Genomic DNA, 24032 nt, shown 5'->3' on the forward strand with positions numbered 1-24032 from the left:
ATGCGCAGGGGAACAGCAGCAGACCCGACCAGCCGACGAAGACGAAGCGATCCCGCTTCAGCCAGTCGTCCACTACGTCGAACCACCCGCGTTCCGTGCCCACGCGTCCAACTGCGATGGTCATGGAAGAACTCCGAGTAAGAAGGGAAATAAATGACAAAAATGAGAGGTCAGGGATGATCGATGGCCAAGGGCGACTAAGCACAAAGCGATCGAATCGCCACAATCACTCTCAGAAAAGTTTAACTTTCTTTACCTAAATCCGGCTAGGGGATCGCCCCAGGAATTCGGCCGGGAGTTCCCCGGCATTTTGCGGGTCGATGCTCAGGGCAGGGCCCTGGGGCGATCGCCGGGCCCGAACCGGCAACTCACGCGATCGCCCGCTGCGGGGCCTGGTTCGGTCGCCATGGGCGATCGCGTTGGCTGCCAGCGTCCTCAATCCCATCGCAAATCCTGATATTGCGCCTCGATCGACAGGATCGATCGCAATCCCGGCATATCCAACACCGTGGCATCGGCCGGCTTATTCAAAAAATGATGAACCAACAGCAGGCCCGTAAAAGTCCAGGTTTGGTAAAGACGCGCCTCTTGCCCCAACCAAACCCCCGTGGGCCCATCAAAATATTCCGGCCATTTTTGTTCCGGTAACCGCTTCAACAACACCTGATAGGCATCTTGCAAGCAATCCCAGAGCGACTCATGCAAATGTCCAAAGCGATAGTAGGGCGTGGTTGACGTTTGTTGATGTCGCAAAACAGCGACCACAAAATACCAAAGCAGGCAGGGCCAGTGACCGCCATTGTGATAGCACCAGGGGCGATTTTTGGAGTCATACCCGGTCTTATTGCGCCAATCACTGGCATCCAACGGAGGATGGCAAATGCGCAAAGGCATTTCTCCAAACAAATCGGCTTGGTTATTCAGCACCAATTGAAAGAGGGCACGCTGTTGGGAAAAGGTGAGCACATCAAAAATCGCGCCCAAGCAATTGCCCAAGGAAAAAAAGCGAAAATCGGGGCGACCTGTACGGATATTACCAATCAGATATCCCCCTTGATCGCCCAGCCAGGTTTGCAACCAGTGGGGAATCGTTTCGGTGCGAATATTATATTCATTGGAGACTCGCTCACCATATTGATCAGTGGGGCGACGGCGGAGGATTTGAATGGTTTTGCCATTAATCCAATAGTGCTGAAGCAGATAGCGACGCAGGCGACGGGCCAGGGCAGTGGCGTATCGTAATTGCCAAATTTGCTGCCGGATAAAGGGATCGGTGAGGGCTGCCGATCCGGCAGTGCTACCAATCACTTTTTCCTTCAGATCGCTATGAATTAAAACAACGGAACTGAGCAAGGCTCCATACAGCAAGGTTTGAATTTCTAAGGGTGCGCCCCACACATCCAAGGGACGATCGATCATGAAGGCTCCATCGGGTACGTAAAGGGTTGGAGCGTGCCGAAACCAAGGATGCAAAATCAGCCGCAGAAACCGCTGGATTCCCTGTTGGACTTTGGGTTGTTGGCTCCAACTCCAATCGCCCGTGCGTTGCACATAAACATGGGCCAAAATCGGCCACCAAAGGCTGGCATCAACGGAGGAAACCCGCCCGATCGCCCGTTGGCCATAGTCAGCCACCAGGGTTTGGCTGTTGGGTTCCACATAAAAGCTGCTGGGAAAAATGCCTTCCGTTTGGGGATCGGTGCTTTGCAAGTCCAGGCAAATATCTAGGAAATCTCGCAGTAAATCCGCTCGTCCATCCAGCAAAAAATAAATCATCACGGGTACGTTATCCCGGATGAAAACTTCGTTGTAATTCAGGTCAGGATCCGGCGGGGCATCGGGTCGATCGCGCCGAGGTTGTGGCAAGGCGGCAAAGGTTCCCACGGGGCGATCTCGACAGTAAACAATTGATTTGTCATAGAGCAAATGCCGCGCGTGATGAATACTTTGAACGCTGTCAAATCGAGCCATAAATGCAAATCCTTAGCGGAAATCTATCGCCTTGTGGCCGGTGCTTAACCGATCGCCGGGCAATTTGAGGTTCGGGTAACCCCTCCAAGCTACTCAAAATTCGCTGGTTATGCTGGAGAGGCCGAGCGGCACGTTTCGGCCGGTCGTTCAACCAGTCGTTTCACCGTCAGTTGCCGAGTTACTCAAGGCTCGATTCAGCATCCCGAGGGTCATTGGTCATTACCCATCGCTGAAGAACGGGCTGTTCATGGAGGATTCCAACAGAACCATGACTGACTTGAAAAACCTGTATATCGTCACCATTAGCATTCACGGCCTGCTGCGGGGCAGCAATTTGGAACTAGGCCGCGATGCTGATACGGGTGGTCAAACCAAGTACGTGGTGGAGCTGGCGCGATCGCTTGCCCAGCGTCCAGAAATTGATCGGGTCGATCTCATCACTCGCCGCATCCAAGACCCGAAAGTGAGCGCCGACTATGCCCAGCCCATTGAACCCCTCAGCCCCAAATCGCAAATCGTTCGGCTGCCGGCCGGGCCGCGTCGCTATCTGCGCAAGGAGGTACTTTGGCCCCATCTCGATATCTTTGCCGATGAAGTCTTGCGCTACCTGCGCACGGTGGGCCGCACGCCGGATTTGATTCACAGTCACTACGCCGATGCGGGCTATGTGGGATCCCGGGTGGCCGGGTGGCTGGGGGTACCCCTGGTACATACGGGCCATTCACTGGGGCGGGTGAAGTTGCAGCGGATGTTGGAGCAAGGCAGCAAGCCGGCCGCCCTGGAGGAGCAGTTTCACTTCAACACCCGCATTGAAGCGGAGGAAGTCACCCTGGCCAGTGCCAGCTTGATTGTGGCCAGCACACAACAGGAAGTGCAGGAGCAATATCAGGTTTATGACAATTACCAGCCCGATCGGATGGTGGTGATTCCGCCGGGCACGGAGCTGCAGCAGTTCTATCCACCGCCGGACCAATGGCCCACCCCACCGATCCAAACCCAGCTCGATCGATTCCTCACCGAGCCGCAAAAGCCGATGATCCTGGCCCTGTCGCGGGCAGAGCGGCGCAAGAATGTGGCCAGTTTGGTGCAGGCCTATGGCGAGTCGCCGGAGTTGCAATCCCTGGCCAACCTGGTGTTGGTGCTGGGCAGCCGAACGGACATTGCAGCCATGGAGCCGGGCCCCAGGCAGGTGATGACGGAACTGATGCTGTTGATCGATCGCTACGATCTCTACGGCAAGGTGGCCTATCCCAAGCAACACCAAAGCACCGACGTGGCGGATTTATACCGCCTGGCCACCCAAACTCGGGGCGTGTTCATTAATCCGGCCCTGACGGAACCCTTTGGCTTAACGTTGATTGAGGCGGCGGCCAGCGGTTTGCCGGTGGTGGCCACCAATGACGGCGGCCCGCGCGATATTCTGGCGGCCTGTGCCAACGGGCAGTTGGTGGATCCGTTAAATCTTGACCAAATTCGATCGGCCCTTTACCAAGCCTTGACCCAGCCCGATCGTTGGCAACAATGGTCTGAGCAAGGTTTGGCAGGCGTGCGACGCACCTTTTCCTGGGAAGCCCATACGGAAAAATATCTGCAACAGATTCGGCAACTGCTGCAACCCAAGGCCTTGCATGTGGGCAGCGCCCTCAGCGTCACCACCCCGGCCCATCGCCAGCGGCGGGAGGTTTCCACGAATCCGCTGATTCGGGCAGAACATCTGTTCATTTCCGACATTGACAACACCCTGATTGGCGATCGCGAAGGACTGGATCAGCTCTTGGCCCAGTTGCTGGTGGACGATCGGGCGATCGGGTTTGGTGTGGCCACCGGGCGCACCCTGCCCAGCGCCCTCGAAACCCTGCAAGATTGGCAAATTCCGCTCCCGGATGTGTTGATCACGGCCGTTGGTAGCGAAATTCACTACGGCCCCGACCTGGTTCCCGACACCCGTTGGCGACAATACATCAGCCACAATTGGCAACCGAACGCCATCCGCAACGCCTTGAACGACATGGAAGGCCTGGTGTTGCAGCCCGCTGCCAACCAGCGATCACACAAGATCAGCTATTGGATTGATCCGCAAATTGCGCCCCAAGTTCGCCAAATTCGCCAATATCTGCGCCGTCAGGGGCTAAATGTCCGGCTAATTAGCTCCCATGGGCAATATTTAGATATTTTGCCCTGGCGTGCCTCCAAGGGCGATGCCCTTCGCTACTGCGCTCTGAAGTGGGGATTTTTGATCAAAAACCTGCTGGTGGCGGGCGATTCGGGCAATGATGTTTCCATGCTGCGGGGCAACACCCGGGCCGTGGTGGTGGGGAACCACAGCCGCGAACTCGATCGGCTGCGCACTCATCCAAACATCTACTTTGCCGGAGGGCACTACGCTTGGGGCATTTTGGAAGGGTTGGCCCATTACCAAATTCCTGGCTTTGGCGATCAGCCTCCGTCCCCGTTGGTATATCCCAGCCCGATCGCCCGTTTCGGTAGCAGCTCAATTTCGGGCGATCGCCCCGGTGGCCCCAAACAGTCAACCTTGCAGCGGGCCCTGTCTTGAGCCTAATGGGCGACAACCAAGTCACATCCCAAAACCGCTCCTTCCCATAATTCAGTGCTCGATCGGGCGCTGGTTGGCCTCCGAAGCGTGATCGTTGCGACGGAAGCTAGCAGGGTCTCATGCTCAAATCATGAGGGATCGGGCAACTCCAACAACATCCATGCGGGTTCAGCAGTCCCATCCTGGCGAGGCTGCTTAGCCCGCATCTGTTTTCTGTTTTGTTTTCTGTTTTATAGATCGGCTGATCAATCGGCTGGTCGATCGGCTAGTCGATCGGTTGGTGGATCAGTCTAGATGTCAGTTTGCATCTCTGTTCGCATCTCTAATTTGGTGGGCTTCAGGGAGCGAATCAAAACCTTGAAATCGGGACTTTCTGCGGCAGCGTCCGGGTAATCTCAGTTAGTCTGTGCTGAGGGAATTGTCGCTTGCTCAAACCAAGCCTCTTGCACCATGGCCGATCGCGTGCTGCCCTGCCCCATTCGCTTGTGCCTCTATTGCCCTGGAGTCATGCCCGCAAGCCGCTGGCCCCAGTCTCCTCAGCTTCAACCCAGTCCCCCAATCATTCCCGACGGACTTTCCAAAGTCATTCTTCCCAAAGCAATTCTTCCCAAAATAATTCAGGCCGTCCTTTCAGACTGTTGTTAACGTATGGGAAGCGTTGATCGTCCCGTGCGATCGCCCCTGGGGATCCGTCATCCTGCCTTCGAGAAGTCCTGTTGCCTAGCCCCATGACCGACCCGTTCAGCACCGCCTCATCTCCTGCTGGATCGACCTCACCATCGACCCCACCGTCTCGGTCAGAACCTGACGCGAGCATTGCTCTGCACCCGGAGGCCGATTCGGCTCCCCCCTACCGGGCCGTGAGCTTTGATGAGCATCAGGTCAATTTTCAATCTCTGATTGAAAAAGCCACGGATATTGTAGTGATTTTGGACAGTTGCGGAATTTTTCGCTACGTCAGCCCCTCCACCGAGGGCATTTTGGGCTACACCTCCGCTGAAACCGTGGGGCAACCGGTCGAAAACTTCGTGCATCCGGTAGATTTGCCCGCCGTCCAAGGCACGATCGCGGCGGCCCTGGCCCAACCCGGCGTGAGTCAACGGCTGTCGGATTATCGCGTGCGCCATGGGGACGGCTCTTGGCGTTTTTTTGATGCGGTCACCACCAATCTGCTGGACGATTCGGCCGTGCGCGGCATTGTGGTGAACTGCCACGACATCACAGAACGGCGCTTGGCCGATCGGGTGTTAATTGAACGGGCCCGGCTGTCCAAGTTGGAGGCAGAGGTGGGGGCGGCCCTCGCTTCTGGGGGATCGCTGTCGGAAGTGTTGCAACGTTGCACCCAAACGATCGCCGGGGCCCTGCAAGTGCCCTTTGTGCGGGTTTGGACCTATAACCGGGAGGCGCGGTTGCTGGAGTTGCGAGCCTCAGCCGGCCAACATTCCCTGGTGGCGGAATTTCCCACCTATATCCCGATCGGGGCTTCCTTGGTGGGGGCGATCGCCCAAAGTCGCCAACCCTACCTGACCAACTGCACCGCCACCGACCCCAACTTTGAGGCCCGCGATTGGCTCGACAGTGAGCAGGTTGTGGCCTTTGCGGGCTATCCCCTGATTGTGGATGACCAATTGGTGGGGGTGATGGCCCTGTTTGGGCGGCGGCCCATGGTGTCGGCGGAACATGGGGCCCTGGGTTGGATTGCCAGCGTCTTGGCCATGGCCATTGACCGAGCCTGGGCCCGCGAGGCCCTGATGTCGCGGCGGGAGGCGCTGCTGTTTCGGTTGGCGGGGCAAATTCGCCAATCCCTGGATGTGGAAGTGGTTTTGCAAGCGGCGGTGCAGGAGATTCGATCGCTGCTGCATGTCGATCGCTGCTTGTTTTTGAACTATTGCCCCCGGCCGGTGAACAAGGATGTGACCTTCCTGGAGCAATCCTATTGGGAAGTGGCGGCCGAGTCGGCCCAGGGCGGTCTACCAAGCTTTGTGGGCAAGCAGTTACACGGCTTGGCGGCGGGAGTTGCGCCGTTGCTGTTGCAGTGGGAAATTGTTTGCACCGATGAGGTGGTGCGGCCGGCGGCGATTACGGTGCAGGAATTTTTGGCGCAACTGTCGGCGGGGGCCGCGTTGATTTTGCCGGTTCAGGGCAGCCGCACCACCTTTTTGGGGGCGGTGGCCTGTGTGGAGCATCGGGGCGATCGCATTTGGAGCGAAAGCGAGGTGGGCCTGTTGCGGGGGGTGTGCGACCAATTGGCGATCGCCCTGGATCAAGCGGCCCTTTACACCGATGCCCAAGACAAGGCCCGCCAAGCCCGCGACCAGGCCGATCGCCTGGCCCAAGCCCTGGATGAGTTGCAGTCCACCCAAATGCAACTGTTTCAAAGCGAAAAGATGTCCAGCTTGGGGCAAATGGTGGCCGGCATTGCCCACGAAATCAACAACCCGATCGCCGTTGTCCATGGCAATTTGAAATATGCCCGGCAATATTTGGCGGAATTGCTGAGGGTGATTGACACCTATCGATCGACCTATCCCGAAGCCCACGAGGCGATCGACCAACTGTTGCGGGACATTGACTTAACCTTTGTTCGCCAAGACTTCACGAAACTCCTAGAAGCCATGGGGTTGGCAGCGGAGCGAATTCGGCAAATTGTCCTTTCCCTGCGCAACTTTGCTCGCCTCGATCGGGCAGGAATGAAACCCACCAATCTCCACGAATGCTTGGACGAAACCCTCACCCTCCTGCGCCACCGACTGGAACCCAATGGGCGGTTTGGGGGCATTCAATTGGAGATCGATCGGGGAGAATTGCCCCTGGTGACCTGCCATGGGGGGCAGATGGCCCAGGTGTTGATGAACCTCATTGGCAATGCCATTGACGCGATGGAGTCGATCGATCGGCCCGCCATCTTGAAAATCAGCACTCGCCTGTTGAGCAACGGCCCCCAATCGATCGCGGAAATTGCCATTCGTGATTCGGGCTATGGGATTTCTGACGACATTCGCCCCCATCTGTTTAATCCCTTCTTCACCACCAAGCCCGTGGGTCGCGGCACGGGCTTGGGCCTGTCCATCACTTATCAAATTGTGGTGGAAAATCACGGCGGCACGATCGACTGGACCTCCGACCCGGAATGGGGCACAGAATTTGTGATTCGACTGCCGGTGTTGCTGCCCCTGCCGCCCAGTTGCCGCACCTGAGCGGTTGCAGTTTGGCCAACCAGCCTAACGCGGCATGGCTGGGGCGCTTGAGGGAGTGGGTGCGCTGGCGGGCGCAAGGTTTGGCGTAAAGGGGCGATCGTGCCCACCCAAGGCCCGCACGATCGCCCGCGTATTTTGCGCCAACATCTTCACGTAGCTCTCGGCCGGCCCCCCAGCCACCCCGATCGAATCCGCATAGAGCTTGTCGGGAGCCAGGGCGACCCCACTTTCAGCCGCCACCGTCTCAATCAAAGCCGGGTTAATGGTTGTTTCTGCAAAAATTGCTGGCACTTTGGCTTGGCGAATGGCCGCCGCCATCCGGGCCATGGTTTGGGCGCTGGGTTGCTCCTCCGTGCTAATGCCAATCAGGGTTCCGAGCACTGGAATCCGATAGGTCTGGGCATAGTACTGAAAAGCATCGTGGGTGGTCACCAGTCGTCGCTGGGCGGCGGGAATGGTTTGGATTTGGACACCAATCCATTGATCAAGCTGTTTGAGTTCCCCCAACAACCGATCGGCATTGGCCACAAACTCCGCCCGATCGCCCGGGGAAAGCTTGCTTAATTCATCCCGAATCGCCATCACCATCACCATTCCATTGCGGGCACTGCCCCACACGTGGGGATCCGGAACCGTTGCCCCCTGCTCAGTCAAGGTGAGGGCCGGCACTCGCTCCCCGATCGCCACGGCCTTTGCCGTCTGTCCTGAAGATTGAATCAGCTTAATAATTCCCGGCTCCAGGTTATAGCCATTGTAAAAAATCCGATTTGCTCGCTCGATCGCCACCGTATCGCGCGGCACGGGTTCATAGAGGTGGGGGTCATCACCGGGTCGGAGCAAACCTTTCACGATCACTTCATCACCCGCCACCCGTTGGGTTAAGTCCGTCAAGATCGTGTTGGTGACCACCACCGTGGGCCGATCGGGCCCACTGGATCGTTCTCCTAACCCACAGCTCACCAGCAAGACCCCAATCCCCAAACTGCCCAGCCATCGCCCCCAAGAAAAACCGGGGCCCCGCTGCCCGATCGAGGGCTGGCCGGTTGTGTGGTGTTTTCGCAGTGATGCCAGTTGTGATTGCTGGCGTAATTGCTGGCGTGCTTTCTGGGGTAATTGGGGTAATTTCTGCCGTGGTTTTCGGGGTTCTAAGGGTCGAATCATGTGCCGTTTCTCCATTGCCATCATCAAGCCACCGCCAGCAGTCCAAGACCGGGGCCAACCCCAGCCCGATCGCGGTGTTTTTGCCCAAGGGCCCGCAGCCTGGCCCCAATCAGAGCACTGGGAGGGCTTGACTTAACTTTCATTATCATTTCATAATTGCATTCATAATCTTTTCATGATCTTTCTCGGTTTGATATCGTGAAAGGCAGGTAGCTGCTAGATCGGGTTCAGGTCATTTCGCACGATTTGATCTGGACTTTTTTTGCCCATGGGCCCAACTCCAATGATGATGAGCACTCATGCGATCGAAATTGACCACTTAAATGCTGCCTATCGCGGCGTGCAGGCGCTCCTGGATGTGAGTTTGCGCATCCAGCCCGGACGGCTGACGGGCGTGGTGGGGCCCAATGGGGCGGGCAAAAGCACCCTGATGAAGGCCATGCTGGGCCTGGTGCCGATCGCGGCGGGGCGGGTGGTCTATGGCGATCGCCCTTTGCAACAACAGCTCGATCGCGTGGCCTATGTGGCCCAACGATCGCAGGTGGATTTGGATTACCCGGCCACGGTTTGGGATGTGGTGTTGATGGGGCGAACGCGCAAAACGGGCTGGCTGCGGCCCTTTTCCAACACCAGCCGCCAAGCGGCCCGGGCGGCCCTGGAGCGGGTGGGCCTGTGGGAATTGCGCGATCGCCCGATCGCTCAGCTATCGGGAGGACAACAGCAGCGGGTGTTTTTGGCACGCTCGATCGCCCAAGAAGCGGATGTGTTTTGTTTTGATGAACCCTTCGTGGGGGTCGATCGGCGCAATGAAGCTATCTTGTTTGACCTGTTTCGGGAACTGGCCCAAGACGGCAAGGTGGTGATGGTGGTGAATCATGACTTGGGCGAATCGATTACCCATTTTGATGATTTGGTGCTGCTCAATCGCCAACTGGTGGCCGCGGGCGATCGGGCGGCGGTGTTGAATGACCTGAATTTGCAACGGGCCTATGGCAGCCGGGTGAAATTTTTCCAGGAGGCCGCCTAATGGACGGGCTGCTGCAAGCCCTAGCGGAACCGCTGCAATACACCTTTTTTCAGCGATCGTTGGTGGCGGCGGTGGTGGTGGGCCTGCTTTGTGCCTGCACGGGCAGCTATCTTTTGGTGCAGCGCATGGCCCTGTTGGGCGATGCCATCAGCCATTCTCTGTTGGTGGGCTTGGCGATCGCCTTTGCCATGGGTGGCAGCTTGTTCCTAGGGGCCCTGGTGGCTGGGTTGGTAAGCGCGGCGGCCATTGACTTTATCCGCAATCGATCGCCCCTCAAGGAAGATGCGGCCATGGGCATTGTCCTTTCGGCCTTTTTCGCCCTGGGGATTGTGCTGATCACCACAATCCAAAAAGACAACAAAATCGATCTCAATCATTTCCTGTTTGGCAACCTTCTGGCGGTGACCAGCGGTGACCTGTGGGACACGGGGCTGGCGGCGGCGCTGGTGCTCGGAGCGATCGCCCTTTGCTATAAGGAACTGCACTTTTATACGTTCGATCGCCTCGGGGCCCAAGCGGCTGGCTTGCCCGTCCGTTGGCTAGATTGGGGGCTGACCACCGCGATCGCGATCACGATCGTGGCCAGCATGAAGGCGGTGGGGGTGGTGTTGGTGTTGGCCCTGTTGATTACGCCGCCAGCCACAGCCTATTTGCTCGTCCCTCGACTCCACCAAATGATGGGGCTAGGGGCCCTGTTGGGTTGTTGCTCCAGCGTGGCGGGGCTATATCTCAGTTATTTTTTCAATTTGCCTTCGGGGCCGGCGATCGTGCTGGTGGCTTCCGGGTTCTTTGTGCTGTCGCTGTTGTTTAGCCCGCGTCAGGGGGTTTTGTTCCAAGGCTGGCGGGCCAAGGCCGCGGGCCACGCCCCGATCGATTCCAGCTCGATCGATTCCAGCTTGATCGACTCAGAATCCACAGACGGAACCGATCCCTAGAAATCAACAGAAATCAGCAAAAATTGGGCGCTTAGGGGCCAGGATTCAACAGCCGGAAATCAAACCCCGTTCCCGATCGATTGCCCTCCCGCACCGTGATCAACACCAGGGGCAATGAGCGATCGCCCGTATTGGCAAAGCGCACGGAAGCGGAAGACCCCGCCGCTTGGAAATCTGGCCGATGCAACGCAGCCTTCACAGCCGATCGCGTGGGGTCTTGGGCCTCGTTCAGATCACTGCCGGAAACCGGTTTTTGGTCTGGTTTTTGAGTAATTTCCTGATTAATTGCTTGAATCAAAGCCTGGGCCGCATCGTAGGCCATCGCCGTTCGCCAATTCACATCCCCACCCCAACGACGACGCATGGCCTTGGCAAAATCCAGCGATTGGGGCAAATCGGGATGCCAGGGAATTGCCAGAATCGTGCCCTGCGCACTGGCTCCCAACTTCAACAAGTCCAGTGAATAAATTGAATCGCCCCCCAACACCGGCAGCCGTCCTTGATTGGCTTCCACGATCGCCAAAGCTGACGGCAGCGTCGAGCGATCGCCCAAAAGCACTAACCCTTCGCTACCCTGGCTTTGGCGTTCCCCAAACAGCACCAAGCCCTCCGTGTTGAACGATTGGGCCTGACCGATCGCCCGTTGCGCATCGATCGGCTCGGAACCCATCTCTTGCAACTGCACCTGGCCCCGGCCGTCGGCCATGAACTGTTGCACAAATTCCGTTTTCAGGGATTGGCTGTAAGTGCTTTTGGGGTTGTAAAACACCGAGACCCGCGCCAGTTTCAATTGCTGACGGGCCACCATTGCCAGGGCCTGTCCCGCCTGGCGATCGCTCGGAACCGTTCGCAACACCGCATCCCCCAACCCACTGAGGGTCACCGCCGTGCTGGAAGGGGAAATCATCGGCAGCCCAGCCCGTTGATAAACCCCAGCCGCCGCCAGCGAAGTGGTGGAGCTGAAGTGGCCCACCACCCCCAACACTCGGGGATCTGCCGCTAGGGTTTCGGCCACGGCCTTGGCGGTGACTGGGTTGTTGCTGTCGTCCGCAATCACCACTCGTAATTGCCAGGCAGGTTTCGGGCCGGATCGCTCCCGATCGCCCTGGTTCCATTGGGCTTGGGCCTGCGCCACTCCCCGCAGCAACTCCTTGGCCACATCGGGCAAATTAGCCGCCGGTACAACCACGGCGATCGTCCGTTGCGGAGCCTCCCGCGCCAGCCAATTATTCAAATAAATCAGGGCTTCCGGATCGTTAGGCCGCTGTTGCAGGCTTTTGCGCAACAGGGCGATCGCCTGGATTGGATCTCCAGCTTGTCCCGCCGCGGCCGCCGCCAACTTATCGGGCGAATCTGCCAACAAAACCTGCTCGCCACTGCTCAAGGACGGGGCCGGCCCCCCTTGAGGATTAGCAGTTGGCGGGGTCTGGCCCTCGTTGCCCAAAAGACCGTTCGATCGCACCAACCAATAGCCCCCGCCCAACAGGGCCAAGGACATGAACAGAGCCGTAATCAGTAATGGGGCATCTTGGGAGCGACGACTCATGGGCAAAACCGCGATGGCTGGATCAAGATGGCTGGATCAATAGGTCACCCCACAGCCCATCAATCAAAACAATGACCCGATCAACAACGACCCGATCAACAATGACCCGATCCGGCAGTCCTTGGTTTTGACCATTTCTGTTTTGCCCCATTGCTGTTGCCAGTCTTCGATCGATAGGTTCGCTCAATCATTCGCGCCAATCGCTCGATCGGAAAATCTGTGCGATCTGTTTGTCCGATTTGTCGGATTTGTCCGATCAAAAACTGGGGCAGGAAGGATGACCCTTTGCCCCAGTTTATGCGGAATTTCGCGGTTTCTGACGGACGATCGCCTTAGCTTTCGATTAGCCCGTTCATTCGATCTTTGACGGTTCTGGCTAGCTTAATCTTCCGCAAAAATGTACTTGTACAGATCCTTGGGATCCGGTTCAGGGCTGTCGAGGGCAAATTTCACCGCATCGTTCACATGCTCTTGGATCCGGCGATCGATCTCTTTCAGTTCTTCCGCCTTAACCAATCCTTCACCAAGCAGGTGATCGGCCAGGCGAGTGATCGGATCGCGCTTACCCCAAACTTCCTTTTCTTCCTTCGCCCGCAGTTCATCCGGATCGGCCAAGGAGTGACCCCGGAAACGATAGGTCAAGGCTTCAATGACCGTGGGGCCTTCGCCAGCGCGGGCGCGGGCGATCGCCTCTTGGGCCACACCGCGCACCGCCAACACATCCATCCCGTCCACTTCTACGCCGGGCATCCCAAACGCGGGGCCTTTTTTGTAGATTTCGGGTACAGAGGTGGCCCGTTCGTGGGCCATCCCGATCGCCCATTTATTGTTCTCAATGACATAGATCACCGGCAGCTTCCAAAGGGCCGCCATGTTCAAGCATTCAAAGAACTGGCCATTGTTTGCGGCTCCGTCCCCAAAGAAGCAAACGGTCACCCCGTCGGAACTGGGGTCATTCATGGCTTCTCGTCGATACTTGCTTTGGAAGGCCACGCCCGTTGCCACCGGAATTCCTTCCGACACAAAGGCATAGCCCCCCAGCAGGCGGTGCGGCTCCGAGAACAAGTGCATGGAACCGCCACGGCCCTTGCTGCAACCCGTCACCTTACCAAACAGCTCTGACATCACTTCCCGGGCAGGCACACCAGCACTCAGGGCATGAACGTGATCGCGGTAGGTGCTACACACGTAATCATTGGCATCGCGGCGCAAAGCCCGAATCACCCCCGTCGAAACGGCTTCTTGGCCGTTGTAGAGGTGAACGAAGCCAAACATTTTGCCGCGATAGTACATCTCGGCGCACTTGTCTTCAAAAAGGCGACCCAGCACCATGTCTTCGTAGAGCATAAGCCCTTCTTCGCGGGTGACGGTGGCGCGGGTGGTCGGGGTTGCGGGAAGTACGCGTTCTTGTACCATTTCGCTGGTGCTGGGGTTGCGGGCTGAGTCGGTCAATTCAGAGGGTTCGGATTGCCTGGGCAAGGGTGGCGGCGATCGATTGCGCCATCCCACCGGTTGCGCGGCTAATTTTTTGGGAAATCCAGTTCAACATAGTACCGGACTTTGGCAGCCCCCGCGCGGTTGGGCGATCGCGGCACTGGTTGGGCGCGGGGGCGACGGGTCAGGTTGCCGTTGTGGATGACTACCCCTAGAGATTGCCCAAGCCAAGGTGATTGGTGATTTGCGAGCACCTCAAGAGATGTCTCAGTCTCCTTCTGTTAATGATGTTGGGCCAACAGTTTTTCAACCTTTGCTTCTTCGACCTTGGCCACCAATTGTTTGACTTCATATTGGTCGCGGGTGGTTTTGGCCAGCGTCAGGGTTGAGCTGATGGTGAAACCCAAACCCATGGACATGGCAAATTTCATCCAGGTATCGACCGGAAGGTAATAGATGCAAAGGGCTGTCCCCCCGGTTGAAAACAGGAACGATAGCCAAACTTGGACGATCCAGGCGGTGGTGTGGCGCATGGTAGAGGGTGTTTTGGGTGGAAGGAATGGCTCTTGAATGAATTGATTGTGAAATACAGGATGGGGATGCATGGAATTGGGGGGACAGTTTGCGATCGCAAACGCAATCACGGGTCATCACACGGGTCATCACACGGATCATCATGCTGAGTGTCAGCAAGCCGCACCCCTGCTCAAAGCGCTGGCCGATCGCGCGGGCCGTCGATCGGGGCGGTTTCATGTGCCGGGTCATAAGGGCCGGGCGATCGACCCACTGTTGGCGGATGCTTGGGGCGATTGCTGGGCCTGGGATTTAACAGAACTGGATGGGTTGGATAATTGGGCGGCTCCCCAGGGCGTGATCGCGGCGGCCGAAGCGTTGGCGGCCGATTGCTTTGGGGCGGGCCTCACTCGATTTTTGGTGAATGGGGCCACGAGCGGACTGGTGGCGGCGATCGGGGCAGTTTGCCAAGATGGCGACTCCCTGATTGTGGCTCGCAATGCCCATCAATCTGTTTTGGCAGGTTTAATTCTTGCGGGGGCGCGGCCCTGCTGGGTTTGGCCAACGGTCGATCGGGAATGGCAAATGCCCACGGTGGTGACTCCCGAGGCGATCGCCCAAGCCCTGGCGACCTATCCCCAAGCGAAGGCGGTGCTGCTGGTGTCACCGACCTATCACGGTTGGGTTTCGGATTTGCCCGCGATCGCCCAACTCACTCGATCGCACGGTATTCCTTTAATTGTCGATGCGGCCCACGGGGCCCACTTTGGGCTGCATCCGGAACTCCCGATCGCTCCCTTGGCGGCCGGCGCTGACTTGGTGGTGGCTTCGGCTCACAAAACCCTTGGTTCCTTAACCCAATCGGCGCTGCTTCATCTACACTCCCAGGCTTTGATTGATCGCGATCGGCTGAATCAAGTGTTGCGATGGGTCACTTCCAGCAGCCCCAGCTACTTGCTGATGGCTAGCTTGGACGCGGCTCGGCGGCGGGCGGCGCTGTGGGGTCAAGTTGATTGGGGCCAAACGTTGGTGCGGGTCGATCAGGTGCGATCGCAGTTGGCGGGCGATCGAGCGATTCGGGTGCTTTCGGGGCCAAATCTGGATCGATCGCGCTTGACCGTTCACTTGGTTGGTTGGAATGGTTACCAGGCCGATGAAGCGTTAGACCAAGATTGGAGCATCACCGCCGAACTCAGCAGCCCCCAGCACTTAACCTTTGTTTGGACACCGGCCAACACTGACCAGGAAGCCGATCGCTTGGTGGCGGCTTTGGGGGCCCTGGCGCGATCGCCCCAAGTGGCTCCCGATCGGGGGCTGGATGCCATTGTCGGGTTACTTGCGCCTCCCAGTCCGGCCCCGCTGACCCCGCGCCAGGCCAGCCAGCGCCCCACCGAGGCGATCGACCTTAACCGGGCGATCGGGCGCATTGCCGCTGAGTGGATCTGTCCCTATCCACCGGGAATTCCCGCAATCGTGCCTGGAGAAGTCATCACTGCCGAGGCGATCGGCCAAATTCAGCAAACCCTGGCCCTCGGCGGCGACTGCACCGGCTGTGCGGACCTCAGCGTTCAACAATGTCTTGTCCTCATTTCAGCCGATCACTAGCGATCGGATCCTTGAAAAGTTCCCAAAGAAAAAAAATTCCCAAGGAAAAATTCCCAAAAAACAAGGTGGAGCCAGCGACAACACTGGCTCCACCCAAGGCTATCCATTTTCGCAATGGACTGCGCTAGCCTTGATTAGTTGCAATCCTTGGTAGAGTCGCTAGCCAACTTGGTAGCGGCGCTAGCAGCTTCATTTTCCTTAGCCGTGATGCACAAGATAGCCTTGGCTTGTTGGTCTTCCAACTTCACCACGCCCTTGAAGCTCTTCAGAGAAGCTTGCAGCTTATCAGCGGTGCTGGTTGCTTCCGTGTCGGTACCAACGGTCTTGTACTCGAAGTTATCGGTTTTTTCCTTGATACCAGCGTTCAGGGTCTTCAGGTCAGCAGCAAACTTACCTTGCTCCACGTAGTAAGCCTGTTGAGCACGGTTGAGCGAACCAACATAGGTGCTACCTTCCGACTGACGAGCCTTAGCGGCTTGGTTGAGGAAGGAGGGCAGAGCAATTGCTGCCAGAATACCGATGATGATGATTACAACCAGCAGTTCAATCAGGGTGAAGCCTTCTTCGCTGTTGCGGCGCTGGGCGAGGTGTTGGATCAGCTTGGCTTTGAATTCAGCTTTCATCTGGGATAGTCTCCTCGAGAGTCGGGGGAGGAAGGTTGGGAAGGTGGGGATTTTGTTCCCCTCATGCTTGCAACTTACCCAGGTTACCGGGGATTCATATCAACCGCAGCAGAATTTTTTTGGGGTCAAGGGAAAAAGCCTGAAAACCCTTGCTAAACAGGCATATTCGCGAGTTAACCCCAAGGAATTTTTAGGTGGCTTTTGGATCAGGATCATGATTTCCGCGATCCTGACGGGCGAGCGGAGCACCTGTTCAGCACCATTTTTCGGGATGCCCAAGGAATGCCGTTTGGGAAATGCTGAATTTTGGGTCAATCCCAGTACTGCGGCAAGCTTATTTTTATAGGTCAGCTCAAATGATTGCTACCGTTCAAGTGATTGCTACCGTTGCCAAATCGTTCGGTAGCAAGGGGCTTAAGCCCCTTGTCTTCCACGATCCATGAACAGTGAGATCAGGGTCTCAGGCGATTTGACGACAGGCTCTAGGCCTCAGTGGACTCTAGGAAGATGTAGCCGAAGGTTTCCAAGTCCCGCAAGAAGCTGCAAACCGCTTGGGTGGCACTGGCGCGATCGACTGGTGAGCGATCGACTGGGTTCAGGGGCCGCACCCGCATGAACCGATCGATCAGTTGCGTAATCGGTTGGGGCCCCGTCAACAGCGGAACCAACACAGGCACTAGGCTGGCACTGGCCGCTGCGATGCCTTCCGGCCGCCGCAAAAATTTCGCGAAGTTCAGGGGCTTGAGGTAGCGGCAGGATTCCACGAGGGCAGCTTCAAATTCTGGATTGTTCAGAAGTGGGTGCAGCACCGCTTGGGTGCGATCGGGCTGCTGGATCAACTGCTCAACCGTGGGCGACTGCGGCGGTTCTGCCATGGTTTTTGGCGTACAGAATATGTCGATCAATCGGTTGCGGCTAACCAACAGATCGTGCCAATACATCTGCTCACGCCAACTGATTTTCTCAAATCGCGATCGCAGTTCCTCGGGAAATTGCTCCAGATCCAGCATAGTTTTCACTGCCCAATCCTGGGGTTCCACCGGGGCAATGACCTGTAAGTTTGCACCATCAACTAGGTCAAACACCTCCGGCACTGAAAATCCCCGATCGCCGTGGAGCATGAAATTAAAAGCCAAGATCCGCTCGCGAATATCAGGATTGTCAGTGTCATTGCGATCCCACATTTTCCGCACATCCACATTGCGCGGATTCAGGGACAACACAATGGATTCCACCAGGGCCATGGTGGTTTTTTCATCCCGATCAGGTGTAATTGCGCCCACATCCCGCAAAAATTCCTGGGCACAAAGCACGGGAATTCGAGTGTTGAAGCTATGCAGATTCACTCGCAAAATACCCGTTGGTTTCAGCACGCTGGCCATCAACCGCAAACTAGCGAGGGGATCTTCCAACAGATACAGCACCTCATCGCAGTTGATGTAGTCAAATTGCTGATTGAGGCTAGGAAGCTGATCGATATTGAGGGTTAAAAATTTGGCCCGATCGAGCAAATCAAACCGCCGAAATCGCTCGATCGCCACATCGATCGAAGCCGGAGAAAGATCGATGCCGGTAATGGTTGTTCCCGGGTTCAGGTGAGCCAACATCAACCCCTTAAAGCCGCTGCCGCAACCCACATCCAGAATCTGCATTCCTTCGGAGCTGACCGATCGGCGATCACGGGCATAGAATGCGGTAGCCAAGGAGTGGGCATGAAATTCGTCGGGCTGACTATCGGGAGCCGTTTCGATCGGTTCGCGAGGATAAGGCGTTTGGTCAAACTGTCGCTGAATCCAGGCTTCTCGTTCAGCGGAAGATTCAAAATTCATGGCAAATCAGGGCTTCCAATCAGGGCTGCAAAATCAATCAATTCGATTCAATCTGGCTTGACTTGAATTTGACTTGAGTTTGGTTTGAATTTGATTTGACTCGGATTAATTTGGCTTTACTTTGTTCGCGTTCTCGTGAATTTTCACAAAATTCGTGCCAAGTCAAGTTAATTCGTCAACTCGTCAGTTCAATTCACCAATTAATTCAGTTCAACTCAAGCGAGTTCAATTCAGGCAAGTTCAACCAACAAATAACCCGCTTGACCCAATTCCGAGAGCAGATAACGCAAGGCGGCTTCCACTTCCGATCGCGCAATGGGTTCCAAGGTTACTGGATCTACAGGGCGCAATTGTTGCAGCGAATCTGCGAGTTCCGTAAAGGTTTTCGTCCCTTCCAACAGGGGCAACAACCCAAGGGCGATCGCGCTGCTGACCGACTCCCAACCCCAGTTCAGAGACAAGTGTTGACTCAACTTTAAATCAGTGCCCTTTAAAACCACATTTTTGAGGTCTGCGGCAAATTCTGGCGTATCTAACTGCGGGTGAAGCGCGGCTCGGGACTGATGCCAATCTTCTGGTTCCCAATCGCTGAGGGCTGTCCAGGGTTGCGCCGCGTCAGGATGACCACACCAGAAATCTAAAAGTCGATGGTTCGATCGAATCAAGTCAAAAAAGTGTAGTTGATCGGAAATCGGCGCTTCTGATAATCCAAAAGCGATCGAAATGGGCATATTTTCTGGGTCTTTGAACAGATCCGTCACTTCCCAGGACTGCCAATCGGTCATGCTAATGAATTCCAGACCGGAGCGATCAATATAGTCAAAAAGCTGCGGAATAGTAAATCCCCGATCGCGCTGAAACAACAGGTTCATCATCACCCGCTGTTCATCCTTCATTTTTCCAGAATCCCAAATTCGCATTTTCAGGAGTGTTGTATCCTTCAAAGACTCCATCAACTCAGTCAGAATTCCCATTTCCAGCTCACCCGGATTGTCATCCATCAACCCAATCAGGTGAGCCAAGCTTTGGGCCTTGAAATAGTCAAATCGCTGATAAAGACTATGGAGATTGGAACGAATAATGCCATCGGGTTTCAAGACGGCTTTCATGGCCGCCAACCCATCGGCAGGATCCGGTTGCAGATATAGCAATTCATCGCAGTTAATGTAGTCAAATTCCATGCCTAATTGCGGCAATTCTTCCATTGCCAATGCATGAAATTCCACGCGATCGCCCAATCCATGATGCTCCAAGCGCTTTTGGGCCAAGTCCACGGAAGCGGGCGACAAGTCCACCCCCACAATGCGCGCACCGGGGTTGGCCAAAGCCATGCTCAACACGCCGTATCCACTGCCACAGCCCACATCCAGCATCAACCGCCCTTCGGTGTTGGCGATTTTTTGGTTGCGACGATAGTAGGCGGTGCGGAAATCGTGCCAGTAGGTATGGGTTTCGGCCGGTAAGCGATCGAGCGGAATGCGGGGATAGGGGGCGCGATCGAACTGGGCCCGCACCTTGGCAAGGGGATCCTCAAGCGGATCGTCAGCGGGATTCGTGGGAGAAGGCAAGAGGGATGGCTCGGTCATGCGGGGGTTAACGAATAGTTGTCCTAACGCAAGGGTGGGAAGACCCAACGGCAAGGGCGGGTTAGAATCTTGACGGGGCCATGGATTGGCCGTGGTCAAGCGGTTGCCGAGGCTACCTTGGCCATATTGCCCCATTTCGATCCCGAAGCGATCGCCCCAAATCCGCTACCTGCCGCCCGATCGCCGATCCGTTTTAACAGTTGGTTTCACGATTTGTTTAACAAATTGTTTAACAATTTGTTGAACAACTTGTCTAGCGATTGGCTGCACAATCGGCTCAGCAATCGGCCTCACCATGGATTTCACCGTGGGCTGAAAACTTTTGAACGGCTTGTCCTGCCATCTTCTCCAACACCATTTCCCACATCGTCAGTCGCAACCCTATGAGCATTGAACAGCATTCCCAGCCAACGGACGATCGCGCCGCTGTGGCCAACTCGTTGGATGAAATGCTAGAGGCGCTGAACTTGGGAATTCCGACGGCTCCCGACGATTTTCGATCGGGCTTTGTGGGAATTGTGGGGCGGCCAAATATGGGCAAGTCCACGCTGATGAATGGTTTGGTGGGGCAAAAGGTGGCCATTGTCTCCCCGATCGCCCAAACCACTCGCAACCGACTGCGGGGCATCCTGACCCGGGATGATGCGCAAATTGTGTTTGTAGACACGCCCGGGATTCATAAGCCCCACCACGAATTGGGCAAAGTGTTGGTGGCCAATGCACGCATGGCCATCCATTCGGCAGATTTGCTGCTGTTTGTGGTCGATGGGTCGGTGGAAGCAGGCGGGGGCGATCGCTTCGTGGCCGAGTGGCTGGCCCAAGCACCCGTACCGGTGGTTTTGGGGCTGAACAAAATTGATCTGCAAACGGATCCGACGGTGGAAGCGTCCTACGTGGCCCTGGCGGCCGATCGGGGTTGGCCGATCGTGCGGTTTTCGGCGCTCCAGGGCGAAGGGACAGAAGACCTATTGCAGGCGCTGATCGATCGACTGCCGCCGGGCCCGTTTTATTACCCCCCGGAATTGGTGACCGATCGCCCCGAGCGATTCATTATGGGCGAACTAATTCGCGAGCAAATTTTGCTCCATGCCCGGGACGAAATTCCCCATTCCGTGGCGGTGGAAATCGATCGGGTAGAGGAAACCCCGAAAATTACCCGCGTATTAGCCACCATTCACATTGAACGGGCCAGCCAAAAGGCAATCTTGATCGGCAAAGGTGGTTCCATGCTGAAGGCGATCGGCACGGCAGCCCGCGAACAAATTCAAAAGTTAATTGATGGCAAGGTTTACCTGGAGTTGTACGTGAAGCTGCAACCCAAATGGCGGCGATCGCCCGCTCGCCTGGCCGATTTGGGTTACCGAATTGAAGAAGATTAGGCGACAACCCCGCAAGAAGTTAGCCGCGAGCGATTAGTTATTAATAAACTTCTCGAAAACTTCCCCAAAATCCTTGCGCACATAGGACTCATGGGCCAGCTTTAACCAATTGAATGCGTATTGGTTAATTGCCTTGAATTGCTCTTCGGCCGTTGAAGTGCTGGTCGATCGGCTGATGGTGGTGGCCGCCGTGTTCAAACTGGTTTGTGCATAGCCGTGGAACGCAGTATTTTCCTGCTGAATCAAGGCAATTTTCAGCAGGGCCTTATACAAGTCCTTGAGTTCGTGAATATGGACTTTGGCCACATCGATCGAGTAATGCTGGCTGCCCATGGAAAACTTAATTTCCACATCCCGATCGAGCGTTCCCGCCGTTTCCAAAGTCACATGGGAAATGGCATGGTGGGCATAGTTAAAGCGCCGCAAAGTGCGTTTTTTGCTGACAGCCGATGTGCCATCCACATGGATTAGCGCCAAGTTGGTGAAGCAATATTCATCCATCTTGGACTTAATCAAAAAATAGATTTTCTCGCCTTCTTCATTGATGATGTAGTCGTCCGCATCAACTTTGCCGTAATCCTGGGGACGAATCACCACCCCAATATCACTGAGACCCAAGGCATCCGAAGCCAAACTCTTAAACATGGGAATCACCGATTGTTGATTAGCCCTAGCCCAGCATTGCCCAGCCCAGCATTACTTTGCCCAACCTTGCCAGGCTGGCTTGAGTAACCATTTTGAGGCTAGCCCGGCCGGCCAGTATAACAATCGAATTTTGTTGGTTGCCAGGGGCAATCAACTCTCAGGCTAGTAGCGTGGCTGCCTTAATTCGCTGGGTTAAATGATATGGCTGTTGCCATCACCTGATCGTTAAGCAGCAAGGGGCTTAAGCCCCTTGTTACCACGACTGGCCCCGCAACGTTGACCCAATGTATTAACCCTATCGCGCTACTAGGCTTTGGGCTGTTCCTAGGCGACTAATCGCACAAATTTCTTTTTTCCCACTTGCAGCACTTTGCCCAACAAATCCGCCGCCGATTCAAACTTTTGGTTCACATCCGCCAGCTTTTCGCCATCCAGTTTCACACCGCCCCCTTGAATTTGGCGACGGGCTTCGCTACTGGTGGTGCATAACTTTGTGGCACTCAAAAGATAGAAAATTGGAGCCGGAAATTCCACCTGCGCCAAGGAAAATTCCGGTACATTTTCCGCACCGCCACCGCCCGACACCAAATTCATGGCATCTTTTTGGGCTTGCAGGGCGATCGCCTCGCCATGGATTTGTTGGGTAATTTCCAGGGCCAACAATTTCTGGCGATCGCGGGGATTTTCGGGCAACTGATCCAACGGTAAATCCGTCATCAGTTCAAAGTAGGTTTCCAGTTGCGCATCGGCCACCTTTTCCAGCTTGGAATACATGGTGAGCGGGTCTTCTCGCAGGGCCACATAGTTCCCCAAGGATTTGGACATTTTTTGCACCCCATCTGTCCCGATCAAGATGGGCGTGAGCAATCCAAATTGTGGTTTTTGGCCAAAGTGGCGCTGCAAATCTCGCCCTACGGCTAGGTTGAACTTTTGGTCTGTGCCACCCAGTTCCACATCCGCCCGCACAGCCACGGAATCGTAGCCCTGCATCAACGGATAAAGAAATTCATGCAAAAAGATGGGACTTTCCTGCTGATAGCGCTCCGCAAATCCTTCCTTGGCCAACATTTGGCCAACGGTCATGGTGCTGAGGAGTTCCAGGATTTTGCCTAAGTCCAGCTTGGCTAACCACTCGGAGTTGTAGCGCACCTCCAGGCGGCCAGGCGTTTCAAAATCCAGGATCGATCGCACCTGTTCCAAATAGGTTTCCGCGTTGGCTTGCACTTGCGCTTCGGTCAGTTGCTTGCGCACTTCCGATTTACCGGTGGGGTCGCCAATGCGAGCGGTGAAATCGCCAATAATCAGGACGGCGGTGTGGCCCGCATCCTGGAAAGCGCGCAATTTGCGAACGGGAATGCTGTGCCCCAGGTGAATCTCGCTGCCGGTGGGGTCAATGCCGAGCTTGACGCGCAAGGGGCGATCGGTCGTGGCCAACAACCGCTCTAGGTTCTGGGTCGGATCCGCTGAGTCGGGTTGGTTGGGAAAAATATCGGCGGTTCCGCGATGGAGCCAATCGAAGTTAGACGCTGCCATAACTGGTGCGCTCAATTCGCTATAGGGACTGAATAGGGGTTGACAATCGAAGCTCAAAGATTTCAATGAGCTGATCAAAAGAGCCTCTGACGAGGATTGAACTCGTGACCTCACCCTTACCAAGGGTGCGCTCTACCACTGAGCTACAGAGGCGGGGTGGTGGGCCGAGCTGGATTTGAACCAGCGTAGGCATAGCCAACGGATTTACAGTCCGTCCCCATTAACCACTCGGGCATCGACCCGCTTCCACCACGGGAGATAACAATAGCACAAGGATCGAAAATTCCCAATAGGCAGCCCAAAATTTTTTTAAATTTTTTTGAGGCAGCGCTTGGCCCGGCTAGGGCGGGATCTTGGGCAACGCTGGGGGCAAAAACTGGGGACGATCGGGAGGCCGCTGGGGCGATCGCCGGGTGTGGAGATTTCGCCGGGCGGCGGCTCCCGCAGTTCGCCCAATCCCTTTCATAATGGATATAGTTAGCGCGTTCTGAGTA

At 56.0% G+C, this 24032-nt stretch carries 20 protein-coding genes, 2 tRNA genes and 1 pseudogene; 8 read left to right on the plus strand and 15 right to left on the minus strand.

Annotation, left to right across the window (positions count from 1 at the left end; translation table 11 throughout):
* From H6F46_RS09120 to H6F46_RS09130, 3 genes and pseudogenes are all read right to left on the minus strand, one after another.
* A pseudogene (locus tag H6F46_RS09120) lies at positions 1-124 on the minus strand (photosystem II D2 protein (photosystem q(a) protein)); the annotation flags it as partial.
* A gap of 132 nt (positions 125-256) precedes the next feature.
* A complete protein-coding gene (locus H6F46_RS09125; RefSeq protein WP_190354550.1) occupies positions 257-445 on the minus strand; it encodes a hypothetical protein in 189 nt (62 codons plus the stop codon).
* Positions 436-1971, minus strand: a complete 1536-nt coding sequence (locus H6F46_RS09130) for a glycoside hydrolase 100 family protein (RefSeq protein WP_190354551.1) — start codon at positions 1969-1971, stop codon at positions 436-438. The genes H6F46_RS09125 and H6F46_RS09130 overlap by 10 nt, the downstream gene beginning before the upstream one ends.
* A 268-nt stretch (positions 1972-2239) precedes the next feature.
* On the opposite strand from H6F46_RS09130, the gene H6F46_RS09135 reads away from it, so the two are divergent.
* Together H6F46_RS09135 and H6F46_RS09140 are read left to right on the plus strand one after the other, a co-directional pair.
* The gene (locus H6F46_RS09135; protein ID WP_190354552.1) at positions 2240-4525 is read left to right on the plus strand and encodes an HAD-IIB family hydrolase; all 2286 of its coding nucleotides are present in this window, start codon (positions 2240-2242) and stop codon (positions 4523-4525) included.
* A gap of 728 nt (positions 4526-5253) precedes the next feature.
* Positions 5254-7722, plus strand: a complete 2469-nt coding sequence (locus H6F46_RS09140; protein WP_099532943.1) for an ATP-binding protein — start codon at positions 5254-5256, stop codon at positions 7720-7722.
* Positions 7723-7746: 24 nt separating this feature from the next.
* Here H6F46_RS09140 and H6F46_RS09145 read toward each other — a convergent pair whose 3' ends face one another.
* Positions 7747-8883, minus strand: coding sequence for a metal ABC transporter solute-binding protein, Zn/Mn family (locus tag H6F46_RS09145; RefSeq protein WP_190354553.1), 1137 nt, complete (start codon positions 8881-8883; stop codon positions 7747-7749).
* Positions 8884-9151: 268 nt separating this feature from the next.
* Here H6F46_RS09145 and H6F46_RS09150 point away from each other — a divergent pair, with 268 nt between their 5' ends.
* A complete protein-coding gene (locus H6F46_RS09150) occupies positions 9152-9910 on the plus strand; it encodes a metal ABC transporter ATP-binding protein (RefSeq protein ID WP_099532945.1) in 759 nt (252 codons plus the stop codon).
* A gap of 8 nt (positions 9911-9918) precedes the next feature.
* Positions 9919-10845 (plus strand): iron chelate uptake ABC transporter family permease subunit, encoded by a 927-nt coding sequence (locus tag H6F46_RS09155; protein WP_190354670.1) that lies wholly within the window; start codon positions 9919-9921, stop codon positions 10843-10845.
* A 31-nt stretch (positions 10846-10876) separates the two neighbouring features.
* On the opposite strand, the gene H6F46_RS09160 is transcribed toward H6F46_RS09155, so the two are convergent.
* Positions 10877-12391, minus strand: a complete 1515-nt coding sequence (locus H6F46_RS09160; RefSeq protein ID WP_190354554.1) for an ABC transporter substrate-binding protein — start codon at positions 12389-12391, stop codon at positions 10877-10879.
* Positions 12392-12772: 381 nt separating this feature from the next.
* Complete coding sequence (pdhA, locus tag H6F46_RS09165) at positions 12773-13807, minus strand: pyruvate dehydrogenase (acetyl-transferring) E1 component subunit alpha (RefSeq protein ID WP_099532957.1); 1035 nt, start codon at positions 13805-13807, stop codon at positions 12773-12775.
* Positions 13808-13872: 65 nt separating this feature from the next.
* On the opposite strand from pdhA, the gene H6F46_RS09170 reads away from it, so the two are divergent.
* Positions 13873-14040, plus strand: coding sequence for a hypothetical protein (locus tag H6F46_RS09170; protein ID WP_190354555.1), 168 nt, complete (start codon positions 13873-13875; stop codon positions 14038-14040).
* Positions 14041-14106: 66 nt separating this feature from the next.
* On the opposite strand, the gene H6F46_RS09175 is transcribed toward H6F46_RS09170, so the two are convergent.
* Complete coding sequence (locus tag H6F46_RS09175; RefSeq protein WP_242027879.1) at positions 14107-14430, minus strand: YiaA/YiaB family inner membrane protein; 324 nt, start codon at positions 14428-14430, stop codon at positions 14107-14109.
* Here H6F46_RS09175 and H6F46_RS09180 point away from each other — a divergent pair.
* Positions 14429-15943: an aminotransferase class I/II-fold pyridoxal phosphate-dependent enzyme gene (locus tag H6F46_RS09180; protein WP_190354556.1), complete on the plus strand. Its 1515-nt coding sequence runs from the start codon at positions 14429-14431 to the stop codon at positions 15941-15943. The genes H6F46_RS09175 and H6F46_RS09180 overlap by 2 nt on opposite strands.
* A gap of 134 nt (positions 15944-16077) precedes the next feature.
* Here H6F46_RS09180 and H6F46_RS09185 read toward each other — a convergent pair whose 3' ends face one another.
* Entirely contained in the window at positions 16078-16566 is a 489-nt protein-coding gene (locus tag H6F46_RS09185; protein WP_190354557.1) for a type IV pilin-like G/H family protein, read from the minus strand.
* A gap of 43 nt (positions 16567-16609) precedes the next feature.
* Here H6F46_RS09185 and H6F46_RS09190 point away from each other — a divergent pair, with 43 nt between their 5' ends.
* Positions 16610-16912 (plus strand): hypothetical protein, encoded by a 303-nt coding sequence (locus tag H6F46_RS09190; protein ID WP_190354558.1) that lies wholly within the window; start codon positions 16610-16612, stop codon positions 16910-16912.
* A gap of 136 nt (positions 16913-17048) precedes the next feature.
* Here H6F46_RS09190 and H6F46_RS09195 read toward each other — a convergent pair whose 3' ends face one another.
* On the minus strand, positions 17049-18395 hold the full coding sequence (locus H6F46_RS09195; protein ID WP_190354559.1) for a class I SAM-dependent methyltransferase: 1347 nt from the start codon (positions 18393-18395) through the stop codon (positions 17049-17051).
* A gap of 230 nt (positions 18396-18625) precedes the next feature.
* Positions 18626-19981 carry a bifunctional 2-polyprenyl-6-hydroxyphenol methylase/3-demethylubiquinol 3-O-methyltransferase UbiG gene (locus tag H6F46_RS09200; protein ID WP_190354560.1) on the minus strand — a complete coding sequence of 452 codons (1356 nt, stop codon included), beginning with the start codon at positions 19979-19981 and terminating at the stop codon, positions 18626-18628.
* A gap of 449 nt (positions 19982-20430) precedes the next feature.
* Here H6F46_RS09200 and era point away from each other — a divergent pair, with 449 nt between their 5' ends.
* Positions 20431-21360, plus strand: coding sequence for a GTPase Era (gene era / locus H6F46_RS09205; protein WP_190354672.1), 930 nt, complete (start codon positions 20431-20433; stop codon positions 21358-21360).
* 33 nt (positions 21361-21393) lie between these two features.
* On the opposite strand, the gene H6F46_RS09210 is transcribed toward era, so the two are convergent.
* The 5 genes from H6F46_RS09210 to H6F46_RS19560 form a co-directional block, all read right to left on the minus strand.
* Positions 21394-22005, minus strand: coding sequence for a PH domain-containing protein (locus tag H6F46_RS09210; RefSeq protein WP_099532952.1), 612 nt, complete (start codon positions 22003-22005; stop codon positions 21394-21396).
* A 324-nt stretch (positions 22006-22329) separates the two neighbouring features.
* Positions 22330-23538: a tyrosine--tRNA ligase gene (gene tyrS, locus H6F46_RS09215; RefSeq protein ID WP_190354561.1), complete on the minus strand. Its 1209-nt coding sequence runs from the start codon at positions 23536-23538 to the stop codon at positions 22330-22332.
* A gap of 81 nt (positions 23539-23619) precedes the next feature.
* Positions 23620-23691, minus strand: a tRNA-Thr gene (locus H6F46_RS09220).
* Positions 23692-23695: 4 nt separating this feature from the next.
* Positions 23696-23780, minus strand: a tRNA-Tyr gene (locus H6F46_RS09225).
* Positions 23781-23878: 98 nt separating this feature from the next.
* Complete coding sequence (locus tag H6F46_RS19560) at positions 23879-24004, minus strand: hypothetical protein (protein WP_255508948.1); 126 nt, start codon at positions 24002-24004, stop codon at positions 23879-23881.
* Positions 24005-24032 lie beyond the last annotated feature (28 nt).

The sequence above is a fragment of the Limnothrix sp. FACHB-1083 genome, assembly GCF_014696485.1.
Lineage (GTDB): Bacteria > Cyanobacteriota > Cyanobacteriia > CACIAM-69d > CACIAM-69d > CACIAM-69d.

Coding starts and splice junctions, on each gene's coding strand:
- H6F46_RS09125 (WP_190354550.1), bottom strand. CDS start 445: ATGGGATTGAGGACGCTGGCAGCCAACGCGATCGCCCATGGCGACCGA.
- H6F46_RS09130 (WP_190354551.1), bottom strand. CDS start 1,971: ATGGCTCGATTTGACAGCGTTCAAAGTATTCATCACGCGCGGCATTTG.
- H6F46_RS09135 (WP_190354552.1), top strand. CDS start 2,240: ATGACTGACTTGAAAAACCTGTATATCGTCACCATTAGCATTCACGGC.
- H6F46_RS09140 (WP_099532943.1), top strand. CDS start 5,254: ATGACCGACCCGTTCAGCACCGCCTCATCTCCTGCTGGATCGACCTCA.
- H6F46_RS09145 (WP_190354553.1), bottom strand. CDS start 8,883: ATGATTCGACCCTTAGAACCCCGAAAACCACGGCAGAAATTACCCCAA.
- H6F46_RS09150 (WP_099532945.1), top strand. CDS start 9,152: ATGGGCCCAACTCCAATGATGATGAGCACTCATGCGATCGAAATTGAC.
- H6F46_RS09160 (WP_190354554.1), bottom strand. CDS start 12,391: ATGAGTCGTCGCTCCCAAGATGCCCCATTACTGATTACGGCTCTGTTC.
- pdhA (WP_099532957.1), bottom strand. CDS start 13,807: ATGGTACAAGAACGCGTACTTCCCGCAACCCCGACCACCCGCGCCACC.
- H6F46_RS09180 (WP_190354556.1), top strand. CDS start 14,429: ATGGAATTGGGGGGACAGTTTGCGATCGCAAACGCAATCACGGGTCAT.
- H6F46_RS09175 (WP_242027879.1), bottom strand. CDS start 14,430: ATGCATCCCCATCCTGTATTTCACAATCAATTCATTCAAGAGCCATTC.
- H6F46_RS09185 (WP_190354557.1), bottom strand. CDS start 16,566: ATGAAAGCTGAATTCAAAGCCAAGCTGATCCAACACCTCGCCCAGCGC.
- H6F46_RS09195 (WP_190354559.1), bottom strand. CDS start 18,395: ATGAATTTTGAATCTTCCGCTGAACGAGAAGCCTGGATTCAGCGACAG.
- H6F46_RS09200 (WP_190354560.1), bottom strand. CDS start 19,981: ATGACCGAGCCATCCCTCTTGCCTTCTCCCACGAATCCCGCTGACGAT.
- era (WP_190354672.1), top strand. CDS start 20,431: ATGCTAGAGGCGCTGAACTTGGGAATTCCGACGGCTCCCGACGATTTT.
- H6F46_RS09210 (WP_099532952.1), bottom strand. CDS start 22,005: ATGTTTAAGAGTTTGGCTTCGGATGCCTTGGGTCTCAGTGATATTGGG.
- tyrS (WP_190354561.1), bottom strand. CDS start 23,538: ATGGCAGCGTCTAACTTCGATTGGCTCCATCGCGGAACCGCCGATATT.
- H6F46_RS19560 (WP_255508948.1), bottom strand. CDS start 24,004: ATGAAAGGGATTGGGCGAACTGCGGGAGCCGCCGCCCGGCGAAATCTC.